The 24,486-nt window shown below is 38.2% G+C and carries 24 protein-coding genes; 2 read left to right on the top strand and 22 right to left on the bottom strand.

What is annotated here, in order from left to right:
- Positions 1–355: 355 nt before the first annotated feature.
- The 19 genes from acpP to JTI58_RS14130 all read right to left on the bottom strand — a co-directional run bounded on the left by acpP (position 356) and on the right by JTI58_RS14130 (position 21,525).
- Positions 356–592: an acyl carrier protein gene (acpP, locus tag JTI58_RS14220; protein WP_009371143.1), complete on the bottom strand. Its 237-nt coding sequence runs from the start codon at positions 590–592 to the stop codon at positions 356–358.
- 58 nt (positions 593–650) lie between these two features.
- Positions 651–1,397, bottom strand: coding sequence for a 3-oxoacyl-[acyl-carrier-protein] reductase (gene fabG / locus JTI58_RS14215; RefSeq protein WP_205441920.1), 747 nt, complete (start codon positions 1,395–1,397; stop codon positions 651–653).
- Entirely contained in the window at positions 1,390–2,343 is a 954-nt protein-coding gene (gene fabD / locus JTI58_RS14210; protein WP_205441919.1) for an ACP S-malonyltransferase, read from the bottom strand. Before fabD ends, fabG begins: the two co-directional genes overlap by 8 nt.
- 18 nt (positions 2,344–2,361) lie before the next feature.
- The gene (gene plsX / locus JTI58_RS14205) at positions 2,362–3,354 is read right to left on the bottom strand and encodes a phosphate acyltransferase PlsX (RefSeq protein WP_205441918.1); all 993 of its coding nucleotides are present in this window, start codon (positions 3,352–3,354) and stop codon (positions 2,362–2,364) included.
- Between the two features lie 2 nt (positions 3,355–3,356).
- Entirely contained in the window at positions 3,357–3,929 is a 573-nt protein-coding gene (fapR, locus tag JTI58_RS14200) for a transcription factor FapR (RefSeq protein WP_205441917.1), read from the bottom strand.
- 132 nt (positions 3,930–4,061) lie between these two features.
- Positions 4,062–6,107, bottom strand: a complete 2,046-nt coding sequence (gene recG, locus JTI58_RS14195) for an ATP-dependent DNA helicase RecG (protein WP_205441916.1) — start codon at positions 6,105–6,107, stop codon at positions 4,062–4,064.
- A 135-nt stretch (positions 6,108–6,242) separates the two neighbouring features.
- Positions 6,243–7,346 (bottom strand): mandelate racemase/muconate lactonizing enzyme family protein, encoded by a 1,104-nt coding sequence (locus tag JTI58_RS14190; protein WP_205441915.1) that lies wholly within the window; start codon positions 7,344–7,346, stop codon positions 6,243–6,245.
- A 33-nt stretch (positions 7,347–7,379) separates the two neighbouring features.
- Positions 7,380–8,531 carry a M20 metallopeptidase family protein gene (locus JTI58_RS14185; protein WP_205441914.1) on the bottom strand — a complete coding sequence of 384 codons (1,152 nt, stop codon included), beginning with the start codon at positions 8,529–8,531 and terminating at the stop codon, positions 7,380–7,382.
- Between the two features lie 13 nt (positions 8,532–8,544).
- Positions 8,545–9,948: a YfcC family protein gene (locus tag JTI58_RS14180; RefSeq protein WP_205441913.1), complete on the bottom strand. Its 1,404-nt coding sequence runs from the start codon at positions 9,946–9,948 to the stop codon at positions 8,545–8,547.
- A gap of 284 nt (positions 9,949–10,232) precedes the next feature.
- Complete coding sequence (locus tag JTI58_RS14175) at positions 10,233–11,093, bottom strand: LysR family transcriptional regulator (protein WP_205441912.1); 861 nt, start codon at positions 11,091–11,093, stop codon at positions 10,233–10,235.
- Positions 11,094–11,246: 153 nt separating this feature from the next.
- On the bottom strand, positions 11,247–12,155 hold the full coding sequence (sdaAA, locus tag JTI58_RS14170; RefSeq protein WP_205441911.1) for an L-serine ammonia-lyase, iron-sulfur-dependent, subunit alpha: 909 nt from the start codon (positions 12,153–12,155) through the stop codon (positions 11,247–11,249).
- 14 nt (positions 12,156–12,169) lie between these two features.
- Positions 12,170–12,832: an L-serine ammonia-lyase, iron-sulfur-dependent subunit beta gene (sdaAB, locus tag JTI58_RS14165; protein WP_205441910.1), complete on the bottom strand. Its 663-nt coding sequence runs from the start codon at positions 12,830–12,832 to the stop codon at positions 12,170–12,172.
- A gap of 351 nt (positions 12,833–13,183) precedes the next feature.
- A complete protein-coding gene (locus JTI58_RS14160; protein WP_205441909.1) occupies positions 13,184–14,833 on the bottom strand; it encodes a DAK2 domain-containing protein in 1,650 nt (549 codons plus the stop codon).
- Positions 14,834–14,851: 18 nt separating this feature from the next.
- Positions 14,852–15,211 carry an Asp23/Gls24 family envelope stress response protein gene (locus tag JTI58_RS14155; RefSeq protein WP_004269431.1) on the bottom strand — a complete coding sequence of 120 codons (360 nt, stop codon included), beginning with the start codon at positions 15,209–15,211 and terminating at the stop codon, positions 14,852–14,854.
- 108 nt (positions 15,212–15,319) lie between these two features.
- Positions 15,320–16,528 carry a GGDEF domain-containing protein gene (locus JTI58_RS14150; RefSeq protein WP_243456040.1) on the bottom strand — a complete coding sequence of 403 codons (1,209 nt, stop codon included), beginning with the start codon at positions 16,526–16,528 and terminating at the stop codon, positions 15,320–15,322.
- A gap of 168 nt (positions 16,529–16,696) precedes the next feature.
- Entirely contained in the window at positions 16,697–18,301 is a 1,605-nt protein-coding gene (locus JTI58_RS14145; RefSeq protein WP_205441908.1) for a M20/M25/M40 family metallo-hydrolase, read from the bottom strand.
- Between the two features lie 38 nt (positions 18,302–18,339).
- Positions 18,340–19,767, bottom strand: coding sequence for an amino acid permease (locus JTI58_RS14140; RefSeq protein WP_205441907.1), 1,428 nt, complete (start codon positions 19,765–19,767; stop codon positions 18,340–18,342).
- Between the two features lie 109 nt (positions 19,768–19,876).
- A complete protein-coding gene (locus tag JTI58_RS14135) occupies positions 19,877–20,638 on the bottom strand; it encodes a dimethylarginine dimethylaminohydrolase family protein (protein ID WP_205441906.1) in 762 nt (253 codons plus the stop codon).
- 14 nt (positions 20,639–20,652) lie between these two features.
- On the bottom strand, positions 20,653–21,525 hold the full coding sequence (locus JTI58_RS14130) for a dimethylarginine dimethylaminohydrolase family protein (RefSeq protein ID WP_205441905.1): 873 nt from the start codon (positions 21,523–21,525) through the stop codon (positions 20,653–20,655).
- A 309-nt stretch (positions 21,526–21,834) separates the two neighbouring features.
- Here JTI58_RS14130 and JTI58_RS14125 point away from each other — a divergent pair, with 309 nt between their 5' ends.
- Both JTI58_RS14125 and rpmB read left to right on the top strand, forming a co-directional pair.
- A complete protein-coding gene (locus JTI58_RS14125; RefSeq protein WP_205441904.1) occupies positions 21,835–22,578 on the top strand; it encodes an IclR family transcriptional regulator in 744 nt (247 codons plus the stop codon).
- Positions 22,579–22,765: 187 nt separating this feature from the next.
- Complete coding sequence (gene rpmB / locus JTI58_RS14120; RefSeq protein WP_004227417.1) at positions 22,766–22,954, top strand: 50S ribosomal protein L28; 189 nt, start codon at positions 22,766–22,768, stop codon at positions 22,952–22,954.
- A gap of 93 nt (positions 22,955–23,047) precedes the next feature.
- Here the strand turns inward: rpmB and spoVM are convergent, their stop codons facing one another.
- From spoVM to rpe, 3 genes are read right to left on the bottom strand one after another with little or no spacing between them, the layout of a single operon-like run.
- Positions 23,048–23,149 (bottom strand): stage V sporulation protein SpoVM, encoded by a 102-nt coding sequence (spoVM, locus tag JTI58_RS14115; protein ID WP_099805045.1) that lies wholly within the window; start codon positions 23,147–23,149, stop codon positions 23,048–23,050.
- Between the two features lie 18 nt (positions 23,150–23,167).
- On the bottom strand, positions 23,168–23,821 hold the full coding sequence (locus tag JTI58_RS14110; RefSeq protein ID WP_205441903.1) for a thiamine diphosphokinase: 654 nt from the start codon (positions 23,819–23,821) through the stop codon (positions 23,168–23,170).
- On the bottom strand, positions 23,818–24,486 hold the full coding sequence (rpe, locus tag JTI58_RS14105) for a ribulose-phosphate 3-epimerase (RefSeq protein ID WP_205447291.1): 669 nt from the start codon (positions 24,484–24,486) through the stop codon (positions 23,818–23,820). Before rpe ends, JTI58_RS14110 begins: the two co-directional genes overlap by 4 nt.

Below are 24,486 nucleotides of genomic sequence, written 5' to 3'. Positions count from 1 at the left end.
TTAGTGTACCTTTTTCAAGGCGTTTATGCAAAAGTATTTCGGCTTAAACACAATGTTTTGGAAATTTTTCCGAAAATTTATCTTGATTCAGCATGCATCTCCCTTGAGAGAGAATTTTGAAGTCAAAGCGTAATTAATTTTCAACATGAAAAAAGGGACGTTAATAGATCGAAAACCGATCCATTTCGTCCCCTTTAAATACATCTTCATTCATTGAATCTGCTTCTTCTTTCAAGTAAAAGCAGAAAAAGTAATTTCTACTTTATTCAAGCTACCATAAAAACCATTGTATGATTACGATGACCATTACACCTATAGAGGTGATCTATTTTCACTAAATAAAGTTTTAACGAAATTAGTTTAATTTACTTTCGATGTATGAGATTGCAGTACCTACTGTTGAGATTTTTTCAGCATCTTCATCAGAAATTTCCATATCGAATTCGTCTTCAAGCTCCATTACAAGCTCAACTACGTCTAATGAGTCAGCACCTAAATCATCACGGAAAGAAGCTTCAAGCGTTACTTCGCTTTCTTCCACACCTAAACGGTCCACGATTACTTTTGTTACGCGTTCTAATACTGTAGACAAATGATTCACCTCCCCTCAAATGATTATACAAAAAATCAGCGTATATGCCTAATTGAAATTACATGACCATGCCGCCATCAATATGAAGCGTTTGCCCTGTCATATAATTAGCGTCATCCGATGCAAGGAAAGCTACTGCTTTTGCAATATCCTCTGGCTGACCAAGTTTCGCAAGAGGAATCTGTGTAAGCATACCTTGTTTGATATCCTCTGGCAATTGTTCTGTCATTTCTGTTTCAATAAAACCTGGTGCAATGGCATTGACTAAAATATGACGAGAAGCTAATTCCTTTGCCGTCGTTTTCGTTAGTCCAATAACACCTGCTTTAGCCGCAACATAGTTGGCTTGACCAGCATTACCCGCTACACCAACGATAGAAGATATATTAATAATACGACCTGCACGTTGCTTCATCATTTGACGTGTTACCGCTTTAGTACAAAGGAAAACACCTTTAAGGTTCGTGTCTAATACATCGTCCCATTCGTCCTCTTTCATACGCATGATCAAGTTATCTCTTGTAATACCAGCATTATTAACTAAAATATCAAGAGAACCAAATGTTTTAACAGCAGCATCCATTAAAGCTGTAACTTCTTCTGTCTTTGAAACGCTAGCTTGCACAGCAATTGCTTCGCCACCGTTTTCTTGAATCATCGCCACTACTTCTTCCGCTTTTGCCTGTGAGCCACTATAGTTCACAACAACCTTCGCACCTTCATCAGCAAGCTTTAAAGCAATAGCACGTCCAATTCCTCTTGAAGCTCCTGTTACAACAGCTACTTTTCCTTCTAATTTACGCATTGATTGACCACTCCTTCGATGCTTCTAAAACTGCTTGTAATGAAGCTTCATCATAAACACAATAAGCTGCAACAGAGCGATCAATTTTTTTCAAGAGACCGCTTAATACTTTGCCAGGTCCACATTCGATAAAGACATCAACACCCTGTGCAATCATTTCACGCATAGATGCTTCCCATTGCACAGCACTATAGACCTGTTCAACTAGCTCCTGTTGAATCGCAGCTACATCTTGTAATTCCTTCGCCATTACATTACCAATCACAGGTATTTCAGGTGCGGATAAAGAAATCTCTGCCAATGCTGCTTGCAGTTTCTCTGAGGATGGTTGCATTAAATCAGAGTGGAAAGGACCACTTACAACTAAAGGGATTGCTCGTTTTGCACCAGCTTCTTTAGCGGCGATACTTGCTTTATCTACTCCTTCTTTAGTGCCTGAAATAACAATTTGTCCTGGACAATTCACATTGGCCACCTGAACAGAGTCGCCTGCAGCTGACACCTGCTTTGTTACCTCGTTCAATGCCTCTAGTTCCATTCCTAGAATTGCCGCCATCGCACCTTGTCCTGCTGGTACAGCTTCATTCATATAAAGACCTCGTTTATGCACGATCGACACGGCATCATCAAATGACATAACGCCTGCTAAAACCAATGCACTATATTCTCCAAGTGAATGACCCGCTGCGTAGTGTGGTTGAATACCTGCTGCGCGCAACTTTTCGGCCACCATTACACCAGTAGTAAGAAGCGCTGGCTGTGCATGATATGTCAATGTTAACTCTTCTGCTGGACCTTCTAACATTAATTTAGATAATTCAAATTGAAGAGCTTGATCTGCACGATCATAAAACGCTTTACTTTCTGTAGCATTTTCAACAAACTCTTGACCCATTCCAACTACTTGCGAACCCTGTCCTGGAAAAATAAATGCTATTTTCGTCATTTGAATAATCCCCTTTGCTTAATCAATTTCTATGTGACGTACTGTCTCAGTAATCGTCGAAATAACGGTATGCTCTACCATCGTATTGGCTTGTCGAATGGCACTGAAAATCGCTTTCGCGTTAGATGATCCATGTGCCTTAATAACAGGTGCTTGTAAGCCAAACAATCCTGCGCCACCATACTCTGTATAGTCCATTTTATTTTTCAAGTCACGTAAATTATTTTTCATGAGTGCTGCCGAAATTTTTGTTTTCGTTGAAGACATAAAGGCCTCTTTCAACATGGAAAATAAAGCGCCGGCCGTCCCTTCAATAGACTTCAACACCATATTGCCTGTAAAGCCATCCGTTACAACAACATCAGCTACTCCTTCAAGTAAATCACGCGCTTCAACATTACCAATAAAATTCAAATCCGCTTCCTTCAATAATTCGAAGGCTGCTTTCGTTAGTTCATTTCCTTTTTTATCCTCAGTGCCGATATTTAATAAGCCAATTCGTGGTTTTTGTAATCCTCCAACCTTTTTAGCATAAATATCACCCATAATCGCATATTGCACTAAATGCTCTGGTCGAGCATCTGCGTTTGCTCCTAAATCAAGCATTAAAAAGCCTTTACCATCTAATGTTGGTAGCGTTGTAGCTAATGCTGGTCGAGCTATTCCCTCAATGCGACCTACTTTAAATAAGCCTCCTGCCATAAGGGCACCTGTGTTCCCAGCAGAAAGGCAAGCATCTGCTCTACCTTCTTCTACTGCATCCATCATACGTGCCATTGAAGAATCTTTTTTTCTACGAACAGCGCGGGCAGGATCATCAGTTCCTTCTACTACTTCCTCACAATGTATAACCTTTAATCGATCATGTTGTTTTAAAAATGGTTCCAGCTTATCTTGCTGACCATATAATTGAATTTCTAAGTTTGGAATTTGCTCTAATGCTAAAAGTGCACCTTCAACAACTGATTTTGGTGCATTGTCTCCACCCATTCCATCAAGCGCTAATTTCATTGTTACTCACCTTTACCTTTCGTGCGGTACATATCAAACTCACCAACAAAAACGGTTTCACCATTAACGGTAGATGTTACCTCGACTTTTGTACGATGTTTTTGTTCATCTCGTCCGATAACAATCGCTTTTGTAATAACACGATTTCCAGCTCGTACAGGTTTCACAAACGTTATATTGGAATGTACGGTTAATGCTAGTTCGTCATCAATTACTGCAACCGCTAATGAATTTGCTTGCGCAAACAAATGATGGCCACGTGCAATGCCATTGCGCTGAAAAACATGCTCTTCTTGTACATCAAAAATCGAGAGTGCTCGATGATCTAATTCAATATCTACAATTTCCCCGATGACCTCATCAATCGGTAGAGATTTTACTTCATTTTCATAGTTTTTTGAAGCAACGTCTTTAATTCGCTCTCGTAATTCTGGTATGGATAACTCCATACGGTCTAAACGAATTGTTTGGACACTTACCTGAAACTGTGTTGCTAGCTGTTCATCTGTGACGAATGGATTTTCAGCTATCGTTTCAGATAGTAGTCGCTGTCGCTCTTTTTTCGTTCGTCTCAACTTCATTCGCCACCTTTTGAGTTGTTATTAGCACTTGGTACTAATATCAGTATATAGAGTATAAAAAAAGAATGCAAGACTTGTTTTGAAATCAAGTACTTACATTCTTTCTATGCTAATAAGCTTCCAACACTAATCGAAGCGTTCCCCTTGTAAAACACCAGAATCCTCTAGCATTTTACGCAAGTATTGATAGTCGTCATCCTGCCAAAACGCCTTTGTTTCAAGCATCTCTGTGGCATCTTTTCTAGCGGTCTCCAGTATACGATAATCATGTACTAAATCAGCTACTTGAAAATCAGGTAAACCACTTTGCTTTCTACCAAAAAAGTCCCCTGGTCCCCTTAATTCCAAATCTTTTTCAGCTAAACGGAAACCATCATTCGTTTCCGTCATCGATTGCATACGCTCTTTCCCCTCATCAGACTTAGGATCAGCAAGTAAAATACAGTAGGATTGATGCTCTCCACGCCCAACACGCCCTCGAAGCTGATGCAACTGCGCTAAGCCAAAACGTTCAGCATCATAGACAATCATAAAGGTAGCATTCGGCACATTCACACCTACCTCCACAACGGTTGTAGAAACTAAAACCTGAATGGTTCCTTCACTAAAAGCCCGCATAACAGCATCTTTTTCATCGGCTGATAAACGCCCATGCATTAAACCGACCTGATAACGATCTTTAAAATAAGTCGCTAGCTGCTCATAAATTTCCACTGCATTTTGAACATCAAGCTTATCGGATTCCTCAATAAGCGGGCAAATCGCATAGGCTTGTCTTCCAGCCGCTAACTCTAATTCTAGCTTGGACAAAACAGAGCCGATTTGTTCTTTCTTCATCCAATGCGTTTCAATCTGCTTGCGCCCTGCTGGCATTTCATCAATCATCGATACATCCATTTCCCCAAATGCCGTAATAGCCAGTGTTCTTGGTATCGGGGTAGCTGTCATAAAGAGCACATCTGGATTCTCCCCTTTATCTCGCAAAACACGACGTTGCTCCACACCAAAGCGGTGCTGTTCATCCGTGATGACAAAGCCTAATTTATGAAAAACAACATCTGGCTGGATGAGTGCATGTGTGCCAATGACAATATCAAGATCCCCATTTGCCAAATCAGCTAATATCACACGTCGCTCCTTTGTTTTAGTGGACCCAGATAACAGTGCAACACGAATGCCAAAGGGCTGGAACCATTCTTTCAAGTTCTCCAAGTGCTGTTCTGCTAATATTTCAGTTGGTGCCATTAAGGCTCCTTGAAAACCTGCTGTTACGGCCGCATATAGCCCTATTGCCGCTACGACTGTTTTCCCTGAACCTACATCCCCCTGTAGCAAGCGATTCATTCGATGCGGTTCCTTCAAATCTTTACAAATTTCATTCACCACGCGTTTTTGGGCATTCGTCAATTCATAGGGCAAAGAAGCAATAAAGTCTCGTAACTTATGCACATCAAACTGAATGACTGTACCGTGTTCACTATCCTTCCTTATTTTCCGTAAAGCTTGAATACGCAATTGGAAGTTCAATAGCTCCTCATAGGCAAAGCGTCTTCTTGCCTGTTTAGCATGTCCGGCATCCAGTGGAAAATGAATACCCTCCAAGCCCTCTCTTATTGAAACGAGCTTATACGACTCTAGTAAATAATGTGGAATGGTATCTGGCAACACTGCACCACAGTCATCTAACACTTGTCGCATATATTTTCGAAATCTTTTTTGTGGGATCAAACCTTTCAGACTATAGACAGGCTCAAAGTCTACTTGATCCGTTTTAGGACCAAATGTGACAGAAGTGCCGTTGATTACTTGTCTACCACGATCCCATTTTCCAGTCACCGTAATAATGGCTCCAGGTACAAGCTTTTGCTTTAAATAGCCCTGATTAAAAAATACGACTTTCACTAAATGACGTCCTGCTAAAACGGTTACTTGAAGTCTTGATTTATTGCGACCTAAAAACAAAACTGTAGGCTCACGCTCCACCTTACATTCAACCGTCACACGTTCGTTATGTGGTGTTTGCGCTAAATCTTTTAAACGAAAATCTTCATGTCGATGTGGGAACGTCCATAATAAATCAGCTATTGTATTGATTCCTAGTGATTCAAGATGTGCTGCTGTTTCTTTCCCGACGCCTTTTAATTCATTGACGGGTCCATATAATTCAGTCATCTTCTCCCACAACTCCCTTCATTGATTGTTTATGTAGTGTTATACCCTCTCTCTATCTAATGTACCATAAATTATTTCCCTAACCCTACACATAAGCAAAAACCCTACCAATGATTGATAGGGTTAAATTTTTGATTATTTAATTTCACAGGAGAAGCATGTAATTTCTTTCACATATTGCTCATCAACTTCTATTCCTAATCCAGCTTTATGGCTTAACTGTAGGATGTCTTTATAGTATGTAACATTTGCCACATCTTTTACAAACATTAATGGCCCAACCATCTCGTTTGTATGGATAATCGACTTACTAATCGCTAGGTGTGCCCCAGCCATTGTTCCGATTGCTGATTCCACCATAGAGCCTACTTGACAAGGCATCTCTGCAGCCTCTGCCAGACTTGCTAGAGCTAGAGCTGGATAGATTCCACCTGATTTCATTAATTTTATATTTAGCATATCCGCAGCACGCATTTCTATGACATCGACTAAATCATAAATATTATGAACACCCTCATCTACCATAATACTACAAGGAGAAAGGGCTCTGATTTCTTTTAACGCTCTTAAATCATGTGCTTTTACAGGTTGCTCGTACCAGTCTACATGACAAGCTGTAGTTTCTCTTATTACTTTTAATGTCTCCATTCTATTCCAACCTTGATTGGCATCTACCCGCAGTTGCACCTCATCCCCTATTGCTTCTCTTACCGCACGAATACGAGCAATATCTATTTCAGCATTTGTACCAACCTTAATTTTAATATTACGGAAACCCGATTTTACAAATTCACTTGCATCTTTAGCCATTTCTTCTGGACTTTTAATACTAATCACTCTTGGCACCTGTAATTCCTCATGTGCTTTTCCGCCAATTAATTGATAAACAGGTTGACCAGTCATTTTCCCCATCAAATCATAGAGTGCAATGTCCAATGCTGCTTTTGCTGAAGGGACTCCATCAATTTTTTCATTAAACTTTTTATGAATACGCTCTACTGCAAATGGATCTTCATTAATCAATAATGGGGCTAATTCATGTTTAATAACGTGATACGTACTCTCCCAAGTTTCACCAGTCACATTTTGATCAGGCACAGCTTCGCCCCAGCCAACTACCCCCTCATCCGTCTCTATTCTGGTAAGAATAGTTGGCATATCATCTAAATGAACATACGAAATAATGAATGGTTCCTTTAATTGTAAACGTGCTGCAAACACTTCAATCTTTTTTATCACGATGTATAGCTCCTTTCCGTATAATTAGTCTGATTATTTATGTTGCAAGATAATGTTTATAAATAGTTGAATTGCGTCAGGGAAAACATCTTCATCTACATCAAATCGTGGATGATGATGTGGATATTGGCTTTTTTCACCACCCATACCTACAAAAACAAATGCTCCAGGCTTATGTTGTAAATAATAAGAAAAATCTTCTCCACCCATGACTGGTTCAACTACCTTAAATGCAGTATCTCCAAATTGTTCCCGTACAATCGATTCAATAATTCGTGATTGTGTCGGATCATTGATGAGCGGAGGTGTTCCTAAAATAAAATCGATTTTTCCCTCTGCTCCAAATGCTCGACAAATTCCCTCTGTTAAACTTACCATTTTCGTTTTAATGATTTTTATAGTGTTCGGTGTCAACGCTCTGATCGTTCCAATTAATTTTGCCGTATCAGGAATAATATTATAGGTAGTCCCCGCTTGTATATTACCTACTGTAATGACACCGGCATCGATAGGATTGACATTTCTACTTATGATACTTTGAAAAGCTTGCATTAAATGGCTCGCTATATAAATAGGATCAATTGTTTCATGTGGCATCGATCCATGCCCACCATACCCTTGAATTATAATTTCAAAATCATCAATAGAAGCCATCATTGGTCCATGTGTTAAACCAATCTTACCTTTCTCTAAACCTTGCCATAGGTGAATGCCAAAAATAGCATCTACATCTTCCAACACACCTTTTTGAATTAATAAACCAGCTCCACTTGGGGTGATTTCCTCTGCCGATTGAAATATAAGCTTGATATTCGGTTCGATTTTCTCCCTATTTAAGCTTATCCATGTTGCAACTGCTAATAAAATCGCAGTATGACCATCATGGCCACACATATGAGCAATACCTTGCTTGTGAGAAATGTATGGCTTGTCTCCCTCTTCTTCTATAGGTAATGCATCTATATCGGCACGTAATGCAATGGTCTTTGTTCCCTTTGTCCCTTTTATAAATGCCACTACACCTGGAGGTTCGTAATCTAGAATTTCTATATCTAACGCCTCTAGTCTTTGGCGAATAAACTCACTTGTTTCGTATTCTTGACCAGAAAGCTCTGGGTATTGGTGCAGATGACGACGATCCTCTATTGCCTTTTCTGCTAATTTTTTTATATTCATTATTTCCATTGTTAAAACTCCTTTAGAAAGGTCCATATTGTATGATTTGCGCAATAATGAGCGATATTACAGCAACTGTTACTTGAATAAGCATAAACGGAAAAATCCATTTTATCCATTTACCCCAAGGAATACCCGCAATTGATAATCCCGCCATTAAAAAACCTACTGTAGGGAAAATAATATTCGACATACCATCTCCAAATTGATAGGCAAGTACAGCTGTCTGTCTTGTAACGCCAATCATATCTGATAAAGGTGCCATAATCGGCATTGTTAAGGCAGCCTGTCCACTTCCTGATGGTACTAAAAAGTTTAAAAATAACTGGAAGATAAACATCCCTACTGCATTTAGTACAGGTGGAACTGAATCAAGCAATGCAGACGTGTAAAAGAGGATTGTATCAATTAATCCTGAGTTATTGAAAATCACTAAAATAGACTGGGCTAATCCAATGATCAGCGCACCACCAATTAAATCCCCAGCACCCTTCATAAATGAATTAGCAATATGCGAAGGTGATAGTTTGCCAATAAGCCCCATCAAAATACCAAACAATAAAAATAAACCAGCTATTTCAGTAATGTACCAACCTAGTTTTACAACCCCGTACATCAACACGATAAAATTCAATAGAAATGTAGCCATAACAAGCTTATGTCTTATTTCCATTTTCGAATTCCCCTGTACGAAACCACCATCCTCATTGCGGAAATTCCCATAAAACCCTATTTCGGGATTATTCTTCACTTTTCTTGCATAGCGATATACATATATTGTTGCTACTGTGTATAAGACAATAAAAATTACAATTCGAAAAGCAATTCCTGAAAATAATGGCAAGCCCGCAATCTCTTGCGCTATTCCTACTGTAAACGGATTCATAACAGCTGCCGAAAATCCGACAGATGCACCTAGAATAACAATAGCAAAACCCGTAATTGCATCAAAACCTAGGGCAACAGCAAGCGGTGCAAGAATCCCTACATACACAATCGTTTCATCAGACATCCCCATTAATGACCCAGCACAGGCGAAAAACAACATCAATACTGGTATTATTAACATTTCACGTTTAGCCATTTTTACGGATAGCATAGCGATAAAGGATTCCAACGCCCCTGTGGCTGATAGTATCCCAAAGGTACCTCCCACAATCAATACAAAGAAAATAATACTTGCCCCTTGCATCATGCCAGAATGAACACTGCTAAAAATATCTAAAAATCCAATAGGGTTCATTTCTGTAAAACTAAATGTCCCAGGTTGAATCACTTGACGTCCATTAACTTCTTCCCGTTGAAATGAACCAGCTGGAATAAAATACGTTAAAATGGATGATACGACAATAAGGCAAAAGATTAACACATAAACATTAATTCCTTTTTGTTGCTCTATTTCTTTATTAGCTATAAATTTACTCATCCGCCATCCTCCTTAGTTGAATCAGTGATCAAAACAAATTTTTATTAGCACTATCAATGCATATCGTATCTCTCCATCATAAAAAGCCATCCCCTTTTTTTGAAATTTCCGTCTTATTCATTGTAATTGATAAAAAAATAAATAAAAAATTACTATTTCGAATAGTTACTATTGATAAATTTACATATAATTCATCGGAATACATCAAAAAAATTACAAATAAAAAAGAACGTTCATTCCTGCGATTTCACCAGGAAGCAACATTCTTTTCATATACAAACCTTTTAAATTGTTTTCCATGTATCTTTGACTAAATCAATAAAAGTACTTACATTACTAAATGTTTTAGCATTTTGAGGAAAGATTAAATAAGTAGGTAACTTTTTAGGAAATCGGTAAAGAACTTGAAGACTTCCTTTGCTTACCTCTTTTTGAATAATAATATCACTCAGCAAGGCTAGACCTACTTGCTCCATTACCGCTCGTTTAATTGCTTCCTCGCTTCCAAATTCCACTATTGTTTGGGGCTTACACTGAATTTCTTGAAGGCAACTGACAATAGAGTCATCCATACCATAGGTTATAAAGGGATAATGATCGAATATTTCCTGCACAGCACGGTCTTTTACAATAAGCGGATTTCCAACCAACACTAAATCCTCTTCCTCCAATAATATCCCCTCTACACCAGCGTAACTAGGATAGCCAGCTACAAAACCTATATCTGCTTGATTTGAACTCACAAGTTTAGCTGTTTCTTTACTATTGGCACAAAGAAGTTTTAAGTTTACATGAGGGTACAGTTTTAAATACGAGCCAATAATATGTGATAAATAATAGCCACAATAAAATTCTGGCGCAGCGATTGTCAAATGGCCAAAGGGTTTTTCGAAATTCTTCAAATCCTGTTCCATTTCTTCCATAATCCCAAATAATCGATCAGTATGTTCCTTTACTATTTTTCCTACTTGAGAAAGAAACATTTTTTTGCCCATTCGATTAATTAAGATATGTCCTAACTCTTCCTCTAACGCTTTAATCTGTTGGCTAATTGTAGGCTGGCTATAATTTAAAATTTGAGCCGCTTTTGTAAAGTTGAGGTAAGTTGAAACAACATGAAACGTTTTCAAATTACGCAAATCCATCTCTATTCACGCCCCTGCTATCAATTAAGATTTCACTTATTAAAATTTAATTATACATAAAACGACGATGTACGTTAGAGGGTTTTTCTTTCCATTAAGTTATCAACCAACATAAAAACATGCTACCTATTCAGATAGCATGTTTCTTCATTTTTATTGAAGTGCTTTAATGCTTTGTAAGCCACCGTTTTCAAGAATAGCTTTACTAATAGCCTTTCCTGTTGGTGTTGCCGCTAGACCACCTCGTGCGGTCTCTTTAAGATTTGGACTCATAGATTGTCCAATGCGATACATTGCGCCAATTACTTCATCACATGGAATACGACTCGTTACACCTGCAAGCGCCATATCCGCCGCTACAAGGGAGTTAGATGCACCCATAGCATTACGTTTGACACATGGTACTTCAACTAAACCTGCTACTGGGTCACAGACAAGTCCTAGCATATTTTTTAGTGTAATGGCAAAGGCTTCTGAACATTGCTGTGGTGTACCTCCAGCCATTTCAACAATAGCAGCAGCAGCCATACCTGCGGCTGAACCAACCTCTGCCTGACAACCGCCAGCAGCCCCAGAAATGGAAGCATTATTTGCTACCACAAATCCAAATGCTCCTGACGTAAATAAATAACGAATCATTTGCTCACGAGTTGGATTTAGTTTGTTTTTTACAGCAAAAAGCGTTCCTGGTACAACACCTGCCGAACCTGCTGTTGGCGTTGCACATATTGTGCCCATTGCAGCATTTACTTCATTTGTTGCAACCGCTTTACTTACTGCATCTAATAATAAATCACCTGCTAGTGACTTTCCTTGTTTAATATAATTTTGAAGCAATACGGCATCCCCACCAGTTAAACCTGTTACTGATTGCACACCTTGTAATCCGCGTTCAATTGCTTCTTCCATCACTGTTAGATTTCGATCCATTTGCTGGATGATTTCTTCGCGAGTTCTGCCAGTTATCAATATTTCCTGTTCGATCATAATTTCTGATATTAATTTTCCTTCTTGCTCTGCTCGTTCAACAAGCTCACGAACATTATGAAATAAAACGTCCATTACGGGACACCCCCTTAGTTATTAATTTTAGAAACCTTTGTAATATGTGGAATTAAGGATATTTGCTGCAGCACCTTATCCTCAATGTTTTGGTCAATTTCAATCACCATTAGAGCAGTTAAACCACGTTCGATACGTGACACCTCCATATGCCCAATGTTGACTTCATGCATCGCTAAGCAATTGGCTACATTGGCAATACAGCCAGCACGATCGTCATGTACAACAAGAATAGCTGGCATGCCACCAGTTAAACGCAACTTAAAGCCATTGACTTCACTGACTTCAATTTTTCCGCCACCAATCGAAATACCGACTACTGACATTTCCCCTTCATCGTCCCCAATGACAAGTCGAGCCGTATTTGGATGCTCCGTATTAGCTGTTTCAGGAATAAATTCATATTCTAATCCTGCTTTTTTGGCATCTTCAAATGCTGTTTTAATACGATCATCAAATGTATCGTAATTTAATAAGCCCCCCACAATCGCAACATCTGTACCATGCCCTCTATACGTTTCTGCAAATGATCCATATAAATGAATTTTTGCCCATTTAGGTTGTCTACCAAATAAATCCCTTGCAACACGCCCGATACGAGCTGCACCTGCCGTATGAGAGGAGGAAGGCCCAATCATGACTGGTCCAATAATATCAAATACTGAAGTAAACTTCATACAAACACCCCTCTATTCTATTCGTATAATAATATTTATTTTTATTTATATCATGCTTGATAGTTACTATAAAAGTAAAGCATTTAATTTATCAACTTTCAGAAAATTACCACTACTATAATTTATAGTAAATATATATGCTTATTTTTTGTCCGCACCATATATACACAACTACTAAAGCGTTGACATTCCAATATTTCCAAATTTTATATCCTGTGGGTACGTACATTGAATTCTTCATATTTAGTACGTTTTTAATAAATTTAACCCATCATTCTCTTTGTAGCATAAACAAAAGCAGTACACGTTTTGTGCACTGCTTTCTTTACGGAATTGCAAAGTAGCATGTAATTATTCTACTGAAATAATATATGGATATAACCCTTGTTTTCCATCAAATAATTCAACTTCTACATCTGGATAGTTCTCTTCAATGAAGGCTACCAACTCTGAAGCAGCTTGTTCAGTTGTATCTTCACCATAGATCACAGTAACAATCTCAGCATCTTCATCGACTAAATCCATGATTACTTTTTCAGCTGCATCCTTTAGTGCTGGTGTAGAAAGAACAATTTTTCCTTCTGCCAATGCCATATAATCATCTTTACGGATTTCAACACCATCAATAGATGTATCACGCACTGCATAGGTAACTTGACCTGTCTTCACGTTCGCGAATGCTTCTGACATGGTCTTTTTATTTGCATCAACAGCCGCCTCTGGATTAAACGCTAAAATTGCTGCCATTCCTTGAGGAATCGTCTTAGTAGGGACAACTGCTGCATCGATTTCTAATAGTTCAACTGCTTGCTCCGCTGCCATTACTATATTTTTATTATTCGGTAAGATTAATACTTTCTCTGCCCCAATTTCTTGTACAGCTTTCACGATATCTTCAGTTGAAGGATTCATTGTTTGCCCGCCTTCAATGACATAGGAAGCACCGATAGAGCGCAATAATTCTGCCACACCCTCACCCATAGCAATCGTGACAATAGCATATGGATGTTTTTCTACTTTTTTGGCAGGCGTTGGCGCTTTATGTTCTTCACCAACGATTGCTGAATGCTGCTCACGCATATTATCCACTTTAATTTTTATAAGACTACCGTATTTTTGTCCAATCGATAGAACAGAACCTGGTTGCTCGGAATGGATATGAACTTTCGCAATTTCCTCATCCGAAATCACAAGTAAAGAATCCCCCAAAGGATTTAATTCATTACGGAATTGTTCCTCATCAAAAGGTTCTTTTCCTTCCTCTAAGCGTACCATTATTTCTGTGCAGTAGCCAAATTCAATATCGGCAGTGTTCATGAAATCTTGCGCTCTATGATGTTCTGCATTGATTAAATCATCGAGCGTCGCATCATTTTTCTCAGGGAGAGCCTCACCCTTCAAGGAAGCTAAAAACCCTTCATACACAAATAGTAAGCCCTGACCACCACTATCTACCACACCGACCTCTTTTAAAACAGGCAGCAGGTCAGGTGTGCGATCCAACGATGCCTTTGCCTCTGCTGTAAAAGCTTCCATTACGGCAATGATATCGTTTTCAGTTTCTGCTACTTCTACACCTTTTTTTGCAGCTTCACGTGCCACTGTTAATATCGTTCCTTCTACTGGCTTCATAACAGCTTTATATGCCGTATCAACACCTGCTTGGAAGGCTCCTGCAAAGCCCTTTGCATCAATTGTTGACTCTTTTTCAATAAACTTCCCAAAACCACGGAATAATTGAGATAGAATAACGCCTGAATTCCCACGCGCACCCATTAACAAGCCTTTTGATAATGCCTGTGCTGTTTTACCAATATGCTCTGAAGCAGCATGCTCTGTTTCCTTAGCACCAGATGTCATCGATAAGTTCATATTTGTACCTGTATCACCATCTGGAACGGGGAAAACATTTAATGAATCTACATAATTTGCATTTTGGTAAAGGTGATGCGCACCCATTTGTACCATTTCAGCAAACTTTATACCGTCTAAAGACTGCATTCGATTTAGTTCCTCCTCTTAATTCGCTACACGAACGCCCTGTACAAAGATATTGACAGATTTTACGCTCATACCTAATGTTTTATCTACTGTATATTTCACTTTCGATTGTACTTGATAAGCAACTTCCGAAATTTTTGTCCCGTAACTAACAATAATGTACATATCTATATGTAAATCGTCGTCCTGTTGTCGAATTACAACACCTTTTGCGAAGTTTTCTTTACGTAAAATATCAGTTAGACCATCACGAATTTGATGTTTAGATGCCATGCCAACAATACCGTAGCATTCTACAGCAGCTCCACCAGCAATTTGTGCAAGTACATCTGTTGAAATATCAATTTGGCCGAATTCATTGTTTAATTCAATTGACATAGAAATGCCCCCTTGGCTCTTTTTGACTAAACTATATTGTAACACTTTCGTTATAATTTAAGCAACCTAAGGGGGTATTGAAAGGCTTCGTAGCAACGTTTTCTGACTTCAAATAGACGCATTTGCTTCTTCATCAAAAATTGCCATTTTACGATAATAGTTGTTTCGTCCGTTTTGCTTAGCTAAATACAGCGCTTGGTCAGCTAATTCACAACATGATTGTAATTGCTCATATTTTGTGATTTTAGCATGGCACATTCCAATACTGACCGTAACATGTTGAGCAATAGTAGATTGTATATGCGGAATATTAAGTTCTCGAACTTCTTCTAAAATTTCTTCACAAACAGGTTCAGCAAACTTGTGAGTATGCTGACTTATCATCACAAATTCCTCGCCTCCCCAACGGGCAACGAATGCATTATACTTCCCTGCAATTTCATCCAACAGGGATGCGACTTTGACAATTGCATCATCTCCCTGTAAATGTCCATAATAATCATTAAATTTTTTAAAGCAATCAATATCAATCATTATGACTGAGAAAGATTGTGTTTGATGAAGTTGATGTCCTATTTTATTCAATTTTTGATTAAATGCACGTCGATTAGGTAGATTCGTTAAAGAATCTTTTAATGCTTGCTCTGCTAATTCATTATTTTTAGTAGCCAACAATTCTGATAGTCGTTTCGTTTTGGTCATTTCCTCATTCAATAAAATATGCTGGGTATGGATTTGTTTACGAACCTTATAGGTCTGATATTGAATCATTACACCAATAGGTATTAATAGTGACATCGGTAATATGATTTTTATATTCTCACTCGATATTCCAGCACTCATATACACACTCGCAATAATCGCTGATGCAGAAAGCAAAATAATCCAGACAATTTTACGTAAAGGTAATGCGAATACTGTACAAATGATGATCAAAATCACCTCATACAATGCTGCATGGCGGAAAAAGTAAACATCCAATACCGATATAGCAGTAATCAATAGCATTATTGTGTAAATATAAACAACAACCAATCGTTCATACTTCTGTATAGTTAAAGGCGTAATATGAATTCGCTTTTCTCGGATAAACAATAACACTGCTACATCTATATAAAACATGGCGATATGAATAGCAATATAGAAGGGGACCATAGCTCTTTCTGCCTTAATAAAGAAAACCTCTCCATAATGAATAATCGAAATAATGGCTGATACATACATGAGTGTCCAAGCAACCATTCTCATCCCTTTTAAATTCGACTGAACCATTTCTTCACGAATAGAAAAAGCTATTTTTTCTTGATTTTCCATCATGCTCGCTCCTCATGTCCACTTTCAAATAATTATAATGTCCTATATGTATCGTCATGATAATGAAAAATACAAGTCAATCTAAATTTTTCTGGTAAATAAAAAAGTTGATACCTTTATAGCATCAACTTTTTACATTGTATTCAATTAAATATCAAAACATTTATTTGGCTAAAATAGACTTTTAATAAGCGTATCGATCATAACAGGCATTTCTTTAAAAGCACTATCCACATGCAATCGTTCTGTTTTTTGATGGGCATCCTTACCAAATGGACCGACATTTAATACAGGACCTTGTAATGCCTCCATTTCTTTAAATGGAATATGATACGTGTCGCCCCATACTGGTGTGTTCCGCTCAAATGCTAGCCACTCATTGGATGCATCTGAATAGTTCACATAGCTTAAATCACAAATGCCGTTAAAGTAGTGGATCTGCTCCACCTCAATATCAAATGTTTGAGCTGTTTGCTTCATTAATTCAATCGACTGTTTCACTAGTGGATGATTGGATGAATTAATCGCAGGGTAGTAGGGTGGTGCATATAACAGGACTGTTGCGGGTGCTAGTTCCTGGCAGCGAATCATGAGCTGATCCACAATGCGAATGGACTTTTCACGATCATCCCATGCACTATGTTGCAGAATCTGCTGCTTAATCGCTTGTACTTCTTCAGCCCCTAATTTATCGATGGCGTGCTCCAATAATGCCTCGTAGCGTAAGACCCTTACTTTGCCCACCCCCTGCACATTTTCTCGTGTACAAATGTCCTGATAGTGCGCATTGCAAGCAGCCATTGCCTGTAACGCAACTTCCTCAAAAATAGCCATCACTTCAGCCGCTGTCCGTTTTAACAAGAAGACATTGTAAAGTGCCGCCGCACGATATGGTGTTTGTGTAGAATACTCCATTTTTAAATCTTTTAATTGTAGAGAGACGGGTAGTGGCGTGCTTTCACCTAAATCTGTTTCACGGAAAAGCGGGTTCCACTCCATATGCTGTGTCATATAGGAGGCGATAAAGGTAGCCGTCATCCCTTTTAATGGTTCACCAACATGTGTCTCTTTTCCATAGAACAAGGCAGCAGGCATGATTTTACCAATTGTACCTGAATAAATATATTCATTCGTATCCGATGGCCCTTGTGAAAACGAAGGCTCACTATTTAAAAATAATTGATAGGATAGACCATGCTGTTCACGCAGTCTCACCAGTTCCACAACAGCGGCTCTCATACCAGCAGAGTTGACTTCCTCATCAGGAACCGTCGTTAAAATCAAATTAATCGGCCATTGCTCAAAGCTAGCCTTTTCAATTAACTGCATGTGTAAGGCAAGACCCATTTTCATATCCATTGTGCCGCGACCAAATAAATAATTCCCTGACTCCAAATCAATGCGAGCTGCCTCTGGTAAGTCTTTTAGGTATTTAGGCTCCAGTAGCTTTTTCGTTAGTTCTTCCGGATAAAAGGCTAACGGCTCTAGTTCACCATATTCCTCCGTATGTACGGTATCAAAGTGGCTAATTAATACAACCGTTTCCGTTGCCGTTGGATGCTTATAGAAGGCTGTAACCGCGTTTCTGCCAAGTCCTGCATCGTGTAATTCAATCAATTCCGGGTGTTTATCAAAATATGGAAGCGTTAACAATTTATCTTTTAAGCGAAAGGCAAATTCATTTTCACCCTTCGTTAATGTTCTGCTTTCCCAGCTCACAAGTTCACATAAGAGGGCACGTAGTTTTTCGGGTGTATCCCACATAAAAGTATTCATAAAAATTCTCCTTTAACTCCCATTCGTTAGAGATTCTATTAACGAACTTCTAGTGTTTCTTCATTTTTGCTATCTGTAGCAGCAGTTGCCACTTTTTTTAATTTCAATTGATAAAAGATCATACAGGCAATAAAGAAGCCAATCCCGTACAGTAAACCAATCCTTTGTGTTGGATCAAACGCTAAAAATGCTAAAATAAATACACAGAAGATTATACAAAATACTGGAATCAGTGGAAATAATGGTGTCTTAAATTTTAGATCAGCCACATTTCCTCCAGACTTGACATAGCGATAGCGGAACATTAATTGAGAAGCACAAATTCCCATCCATGAAATTGTGACAGATATTCCAGCTACCGACATTAGTAATACAAATACAGCATCAGCTTCCATTACACTTGTTAACAATGATAAGAGCGAGAATACCATTGTAAAAATAAGCGCATTTAATGGTACTTTATTTTTCGTTAATCGACCAAATAACTTGGGCGCCATCCCCTCTTGTGACATAGAAAATAATAAACGTGTTGATGCGTATAAGCATGAATTACCGACTGATAAAATAGCCGTCAAAATAACAAAGTTCATGATGCCAGCTGCATAAGGCACACCAGCTAAATTCATTAACGTGACAAATGGACTCTCCATAAGACCAAGCTCTGATGCTGGGAATATTGCTGACAATACAATAATGGAAGCAATATAGAAAACGATGATTCTGAAAAGAATTGTACGAATCGCTCTTGGAATATTTTTTTCAGGGTTCTCGGTCTCCCCTGCTGCAATTCCAACCAGCTCTGATCCCTGATAAGAAAAAATAACATTCATCATTGTGACAAAAATAATCGTAATACCTGCTGGGAATAAGCCAGAAGGTGCTAAATTTGTGAGATGTGGAGTTGGACGATCTGCTAATGGAATTAAACCAAAGATTGCCGCACCACCAATAATGATAAATGCAATCACTGCAACAACTTTTATACTAGCAAACCAGAATTCCGCTTCAGCAAAGCCCTTCGTTGTTAAAGCATTTAAGACAAATAAAAGAACCATGAACACAGCACACCATATCCAAATTGGTACACTTGGAAACCAATGCTGCATTAAAATGCCTGCAGCCGTAAATTCAACACCAGCTGTGGCAGCAGAACCGACAAAATACATCCAACCTAATGAAAAACCAGCTGAAGGACTAATAAAACGTGTTGCGTATGTTTGGAAGGAGCCTGTAACAGGCATGTAAACAGCCAATTCTCCAAGACAGTTCATGACCATAAACAAAATTAAGCCACCAAACAAGTAGCCAATAAGCGCGCCTCCTGGGCCTGCCTGATTAATGGTATAGCCTACATTTAAAAATAAACCTGTTCCAATAACACCTCCAAGTGAAAGCATTAACAAGTGACGGCTTTTCATCGAACGTTTTAATTGATTAGTGTGAAGCTGATCCCCTTTATTCAACATCCATCCCTACTTCCTATATAATGTAAAATATTAAATTTTCTGATATTTATAGAATGAAAGTACCCAATCAATTTTCTCTTTTAAATTGATTGGGTATTGTTAGAATTACTTAAAAACGTAATGATAAACAGCTTAAGCCACCATCATGTTTTCTGAATTCAGACATATCAAGTTCAATTGTTTGATAGCCTAGATCCAGTAGTTTACGATTTGTTTCTGGATAGCCAGCTGGAATAATAATATAATCATTTACTTGAATACAGTTAGCTGAATATTCATCTTCTTTAGGAATTATGATTTTATCGTAAGATTCAAATGCAGGGTGGTCGACAAACTCACCAGCTAGCACCATGCGATTTTCCCCAACATAGGCAATTCCTGTTTTTAGATGGAAGAACTCTTTTAATGGGATAATAGTTGCCTCATAGCCCTCTTGCTCAACAATTTCTTTAAATTGCTGCGCTCCTTCTTCATTTGTGCGATCTGAAATCCCTACGTAAAACTTTTTCTCTGCCTGTAATACATCTCCACCATCAAGTGTTCCAGAACCTTTAATATAGTAAATTTTTTCATAGAATTGCTTTACAGCTGGTTCAATTTCTTCAATTTCACGGTTACGAGCTACTGCTCCAGGATTCGATATAATAGCAAACTCAGGTGTTAATACGGCTGTATCCTCTACAAATGTTGAATCTGGAAATGCTTCATTCGCTGGTAATTGAGTGACCTCAACACCACATTTTTTTAAAGCCTCTACATAGTTTTCGTGCTGTTCAAACAATTTTTCTAAAATGGGCTTCCCTAAATCACTAGTTGTTAAACCGTTTACAAAACTATTTCCTGGATTTTTGACAATTACATTTTTGAACATATTCATCTTCTCCTTTATCCTCTTACTACTGGGCAAGTTAAACATGTTGGCCCACCAGTTCCTTTAACAGTAATTTCATCGCCTTTATATTCATACACAGTTGCTCCAGCATCAAGTAGCTGTTGCTTTGTTTCTTTATTGCCTTGAGGAATCACACATACTCTTGGTGCAAGCGCTAACACATTACAGCCTAGCGCATCATATTCATCCTTCGGGACTTCTACTAGCTGGATGCCACGCTCAATTAGCAGTTGTCTGAAAAATACTGGCATTAGGCGCGAATGCACAACAGCTAAATCTCGGTCTACCATACTTATGAAAGACATTAAATGTAAACACTCAGCTTCACCTAGATCATGTGGTAGCTGTACAACTATAAATTCATCTACCATATCGGCTGTCATTTCCTTTAACTGACGAATGGCTTCATCGTTTGTACGATAACCTCTCCCCACTACGAGCGTTCGATCATCTAGCCAAACAATATCTCCACCGTCTGAAACCGCCTCTCCTGTAAGTTCACCAATGACTGGAATACCTTTTTCCTGTAAAAAGTCCTTGTATACTGCCGCTTCTGGTTGTCTTAATTTTTTGCCAGACTTCAGTATAATGGCACCATTTGGTGTGAATTTAACTGGATCATGTGCGTAGAGCGAATCTAATCCTACTTCATCTGCTATTGGCAAATAATCAATAGTCTCAACATACTTTTCAAGAATCCCAATAAATTCAGCATATTCACTTAGAGCTTCTTCATAATTAGGCTCAGATAAGTAGTTAAATGTTTTCCATTCATCACTAAGATGTTTCTGACTTCGGAAAGCATCTTTTGGATCTTTTACTATAACGTGTTTCAAAGGTGCATACATTGATGAACAATAATGCATTCCTTTCACCTCATTTCCGTGTAGTGGAAAACGTTTCCGTTAAGAGGAAAGTTTATATGAAGAATATATTCGTTTTATGCTATACTGTCAATATATTTAGAAAACTTTTATTTTTCTTTTAATCTATATTGCATTCACTCTCGGAGAAAAAGTTATATTAGTATTTATGCAAATACACTTAAAGAACCCTTTTGTACTTGTCTTAAATAAAAATACAGCTTTTGTTTAGACTACTAATTCGTTCGAGGATATTGGAACTAGACGTAGATGGAGAATAAAAATAAAATAGGAAGAAGGGAGGTGGGACAAATGCAATTATTAGAACGGGCAATGACGATTGCGAAGGTTTTAGCTACTGATGCAAACGACAGTAGCTTGTCCATTTCAGAGCTTTCTACTAAATGCGATTTACCGCTAAGTACTTTACATAGAATTTTAAAAGCCATGATTAAACAAGGGATGATTGAGCAAGATGAGCAGACCAAACATTATCGGCTTGGAACCATATGGATGGAGCTTGGCTTACAGGTGTATGATACGATGGATTATATTAGCAAAATCAGACCTGAATTAGAGCGATTAGCAAGAGAGGTTGAAGAAAGCGTCTATTTAAGTAAACCAGCTGGATTAGATACGATTATTATAGAACGGATAGACAGTGCAGCAAATCCGATTCGTATTTATGATCAGTTGGGGATTCGTATACCCATGCATATCGGTGCAGCCAATAAAGCCATACTTGCCTCCATGTCAAAGGCACAATCAAAGGAAATTTTAGAACAACTAGTAGCTAAAGATGAAATGGCCGAATTAGAGGAGCAGCTTCAACAAATTCGACAACAAGGCTATGCAATAAGTCATGGAGAACGAACTGCAGGTACATCCTCCATTGCTGTCTCTGTTTTAGATGGTTTTGGTGAAGTGATAGGTGCAGTCAGTATTGGATTTGTGAGCTTTAATGTCTCTCAAGATCATATTATTACATTAATTGAGCGTTTAGTTGATACTGGTAGACGCGTATCGACGAAACTTGGTTATCGAGGAAAAGGATAGTAGAATGGCTACCGTAAAAATTTCCCTACTTTTTCATCACTGTTTTATGTCTGTAAAGGTTTTTTTCTTGAAAGGTTATGTGAAAACTGTTGCACTGAACGCCATCGTATGTTAAATTATTATGGTATGTGAAATACCGAACTGAAATAATAATCTTTCAGCATCAACAGTAAGGAGGGAATACAACATGCCAAAACAATGTGTAATCACTGGACGTAAAGCTCGTACTGGTAACAACCGTTCCCACGCTATGAACGCTAACAAACGTACTTGGGGTGCTAACCTTCAAAAAGTTCGTATCTTAGTTGACGGTAAACCAAAACGTGTATGGGTTTCTGCTCGTGCATTAAAATCAGGTAAAATCGAGCGCGTTTAATCGCTGCTTCTAAAAAATCGATTTCGCATTGAGCGCAATCGATTTTTTTCTTTGATTAGTATTCTATAAGAAAGTAAAAAAATCCGACTAACATTAGTCGGATTTTTTTACTTTCTTATCTTTTTTAAATAGGTTAATACACGTACGCGTGATACTACTCACGAATTTCGGCAATTGGAACGTATATACTTTCAGGACTCTCTCCCCCTTACGCTAATCTATGCTTCTTATCATTAAACATATGCCTTGCGAGAAAGATATAGACCCTGAAGTTCCTATTATTTCATTACTTGTAAATCGAGATGTTCCTAAAGAAATTTCCTCATTCGTTGTTTCATATTTTACTTGTCGTAATGTTACATCTTGAATAGGCTCCTCGTGAGCGAAAAAAGACAAGTATCGGTATCGATCATCCGCATAAATAGTATGTGTACCTGGTAGTAAAAATTGCAACATATTTGAGTGATTGATAATCTTTAGCTCAATTTGAGGATGCTCCTTTTGTAATCGATAAATGGAACGAACGGCTGCCTCATAATGATCTAAACGCCCACCTGTCACACCTGTCAAAACAATTTCTTGCGGTTCATACGTATAGGCTTTGAGCAAAGCTAAGTCCGTGTCTGTTTCATTTTTCTCTTCTTGAAAACGTTGTTGATCATTGGTTTGTGCCATCACTTGTCGATATTCTTCATCTGTTAAAGAATCAAAATCACCAACAATGGCATGAGGAGTAATTCCCTGCTCAATTAAATATAAAGCGCCACGATCTGCCCCGATAAACACAACATCCTGTTGTTGCTGAAATGACGAAAATGAACAAAGCTCATTTTTTGGACCACCTGCACAAACAACGACTGTCGTCATTCTTTAATCGCTGCCTCGCCAGCCAATAAAATCTCTTGAAGGGCAGCTGTTCGATCCTCTTTACTATAGATGGCTGATCCTGCTACAAAAATAGTCGCTCCAGCCTGTGCACATGGAACAATTGTTTCAGCAGTAATACCACCATCAATTTCAATGGCAATAGCTAAGCCTCTCTCTTTAATAATTGCTGATAATGCTTCTATTTTAGGCACAACAGAATGGATAAACTTTTGTCCACCAAACCCTGGATTTACAGTCATTAATAATACCATATCGATATCTTCTAAAACGTGTTGTATAGACTCTATAGGTGTATGTGGATTTAATACAACACCAGCTTTTACACCATAAGAACGGATTAATTGAATTGTTCGATGTAGATGACGGCATGCTTCTACATGTACTGTAATATAGTCTGCTCCAGCTTTTGCGAACTGTTCAATATATTGATCTGGATTTTCTATCATTAAATGCACATCTAATGGTAATTTTGTTAATGGACGGATAGCATCTAATACGATGGAGCCAAATGAAATATTCGGTACAAAGTGACCATCCATTACATCAATATGAATAAGTTGTGCACCTGCTTGTTCTACTACCTTTACTTCTTCACCTAACTTTGCAAAATTCGCTGCTAAAATTGATGGTGCTATTTGTATCAT

The sequence above is a fragment of the Lysinibacillus fusiformis genome, assembly GCF_016925635.1.
GTDB classification, from domain to species: domain Bacteria; phylum Bacillota; class Bacilli; order Bacillales_A; family Planococcaceae; genus Lysinibacillus; species Lysinibacillus fusiformis_F.
The sequence above is the reverse complement of the archived record's forward strand: the minus strand, read 5'-3'. Positions and strand labels throughout refer to the sequence as shown.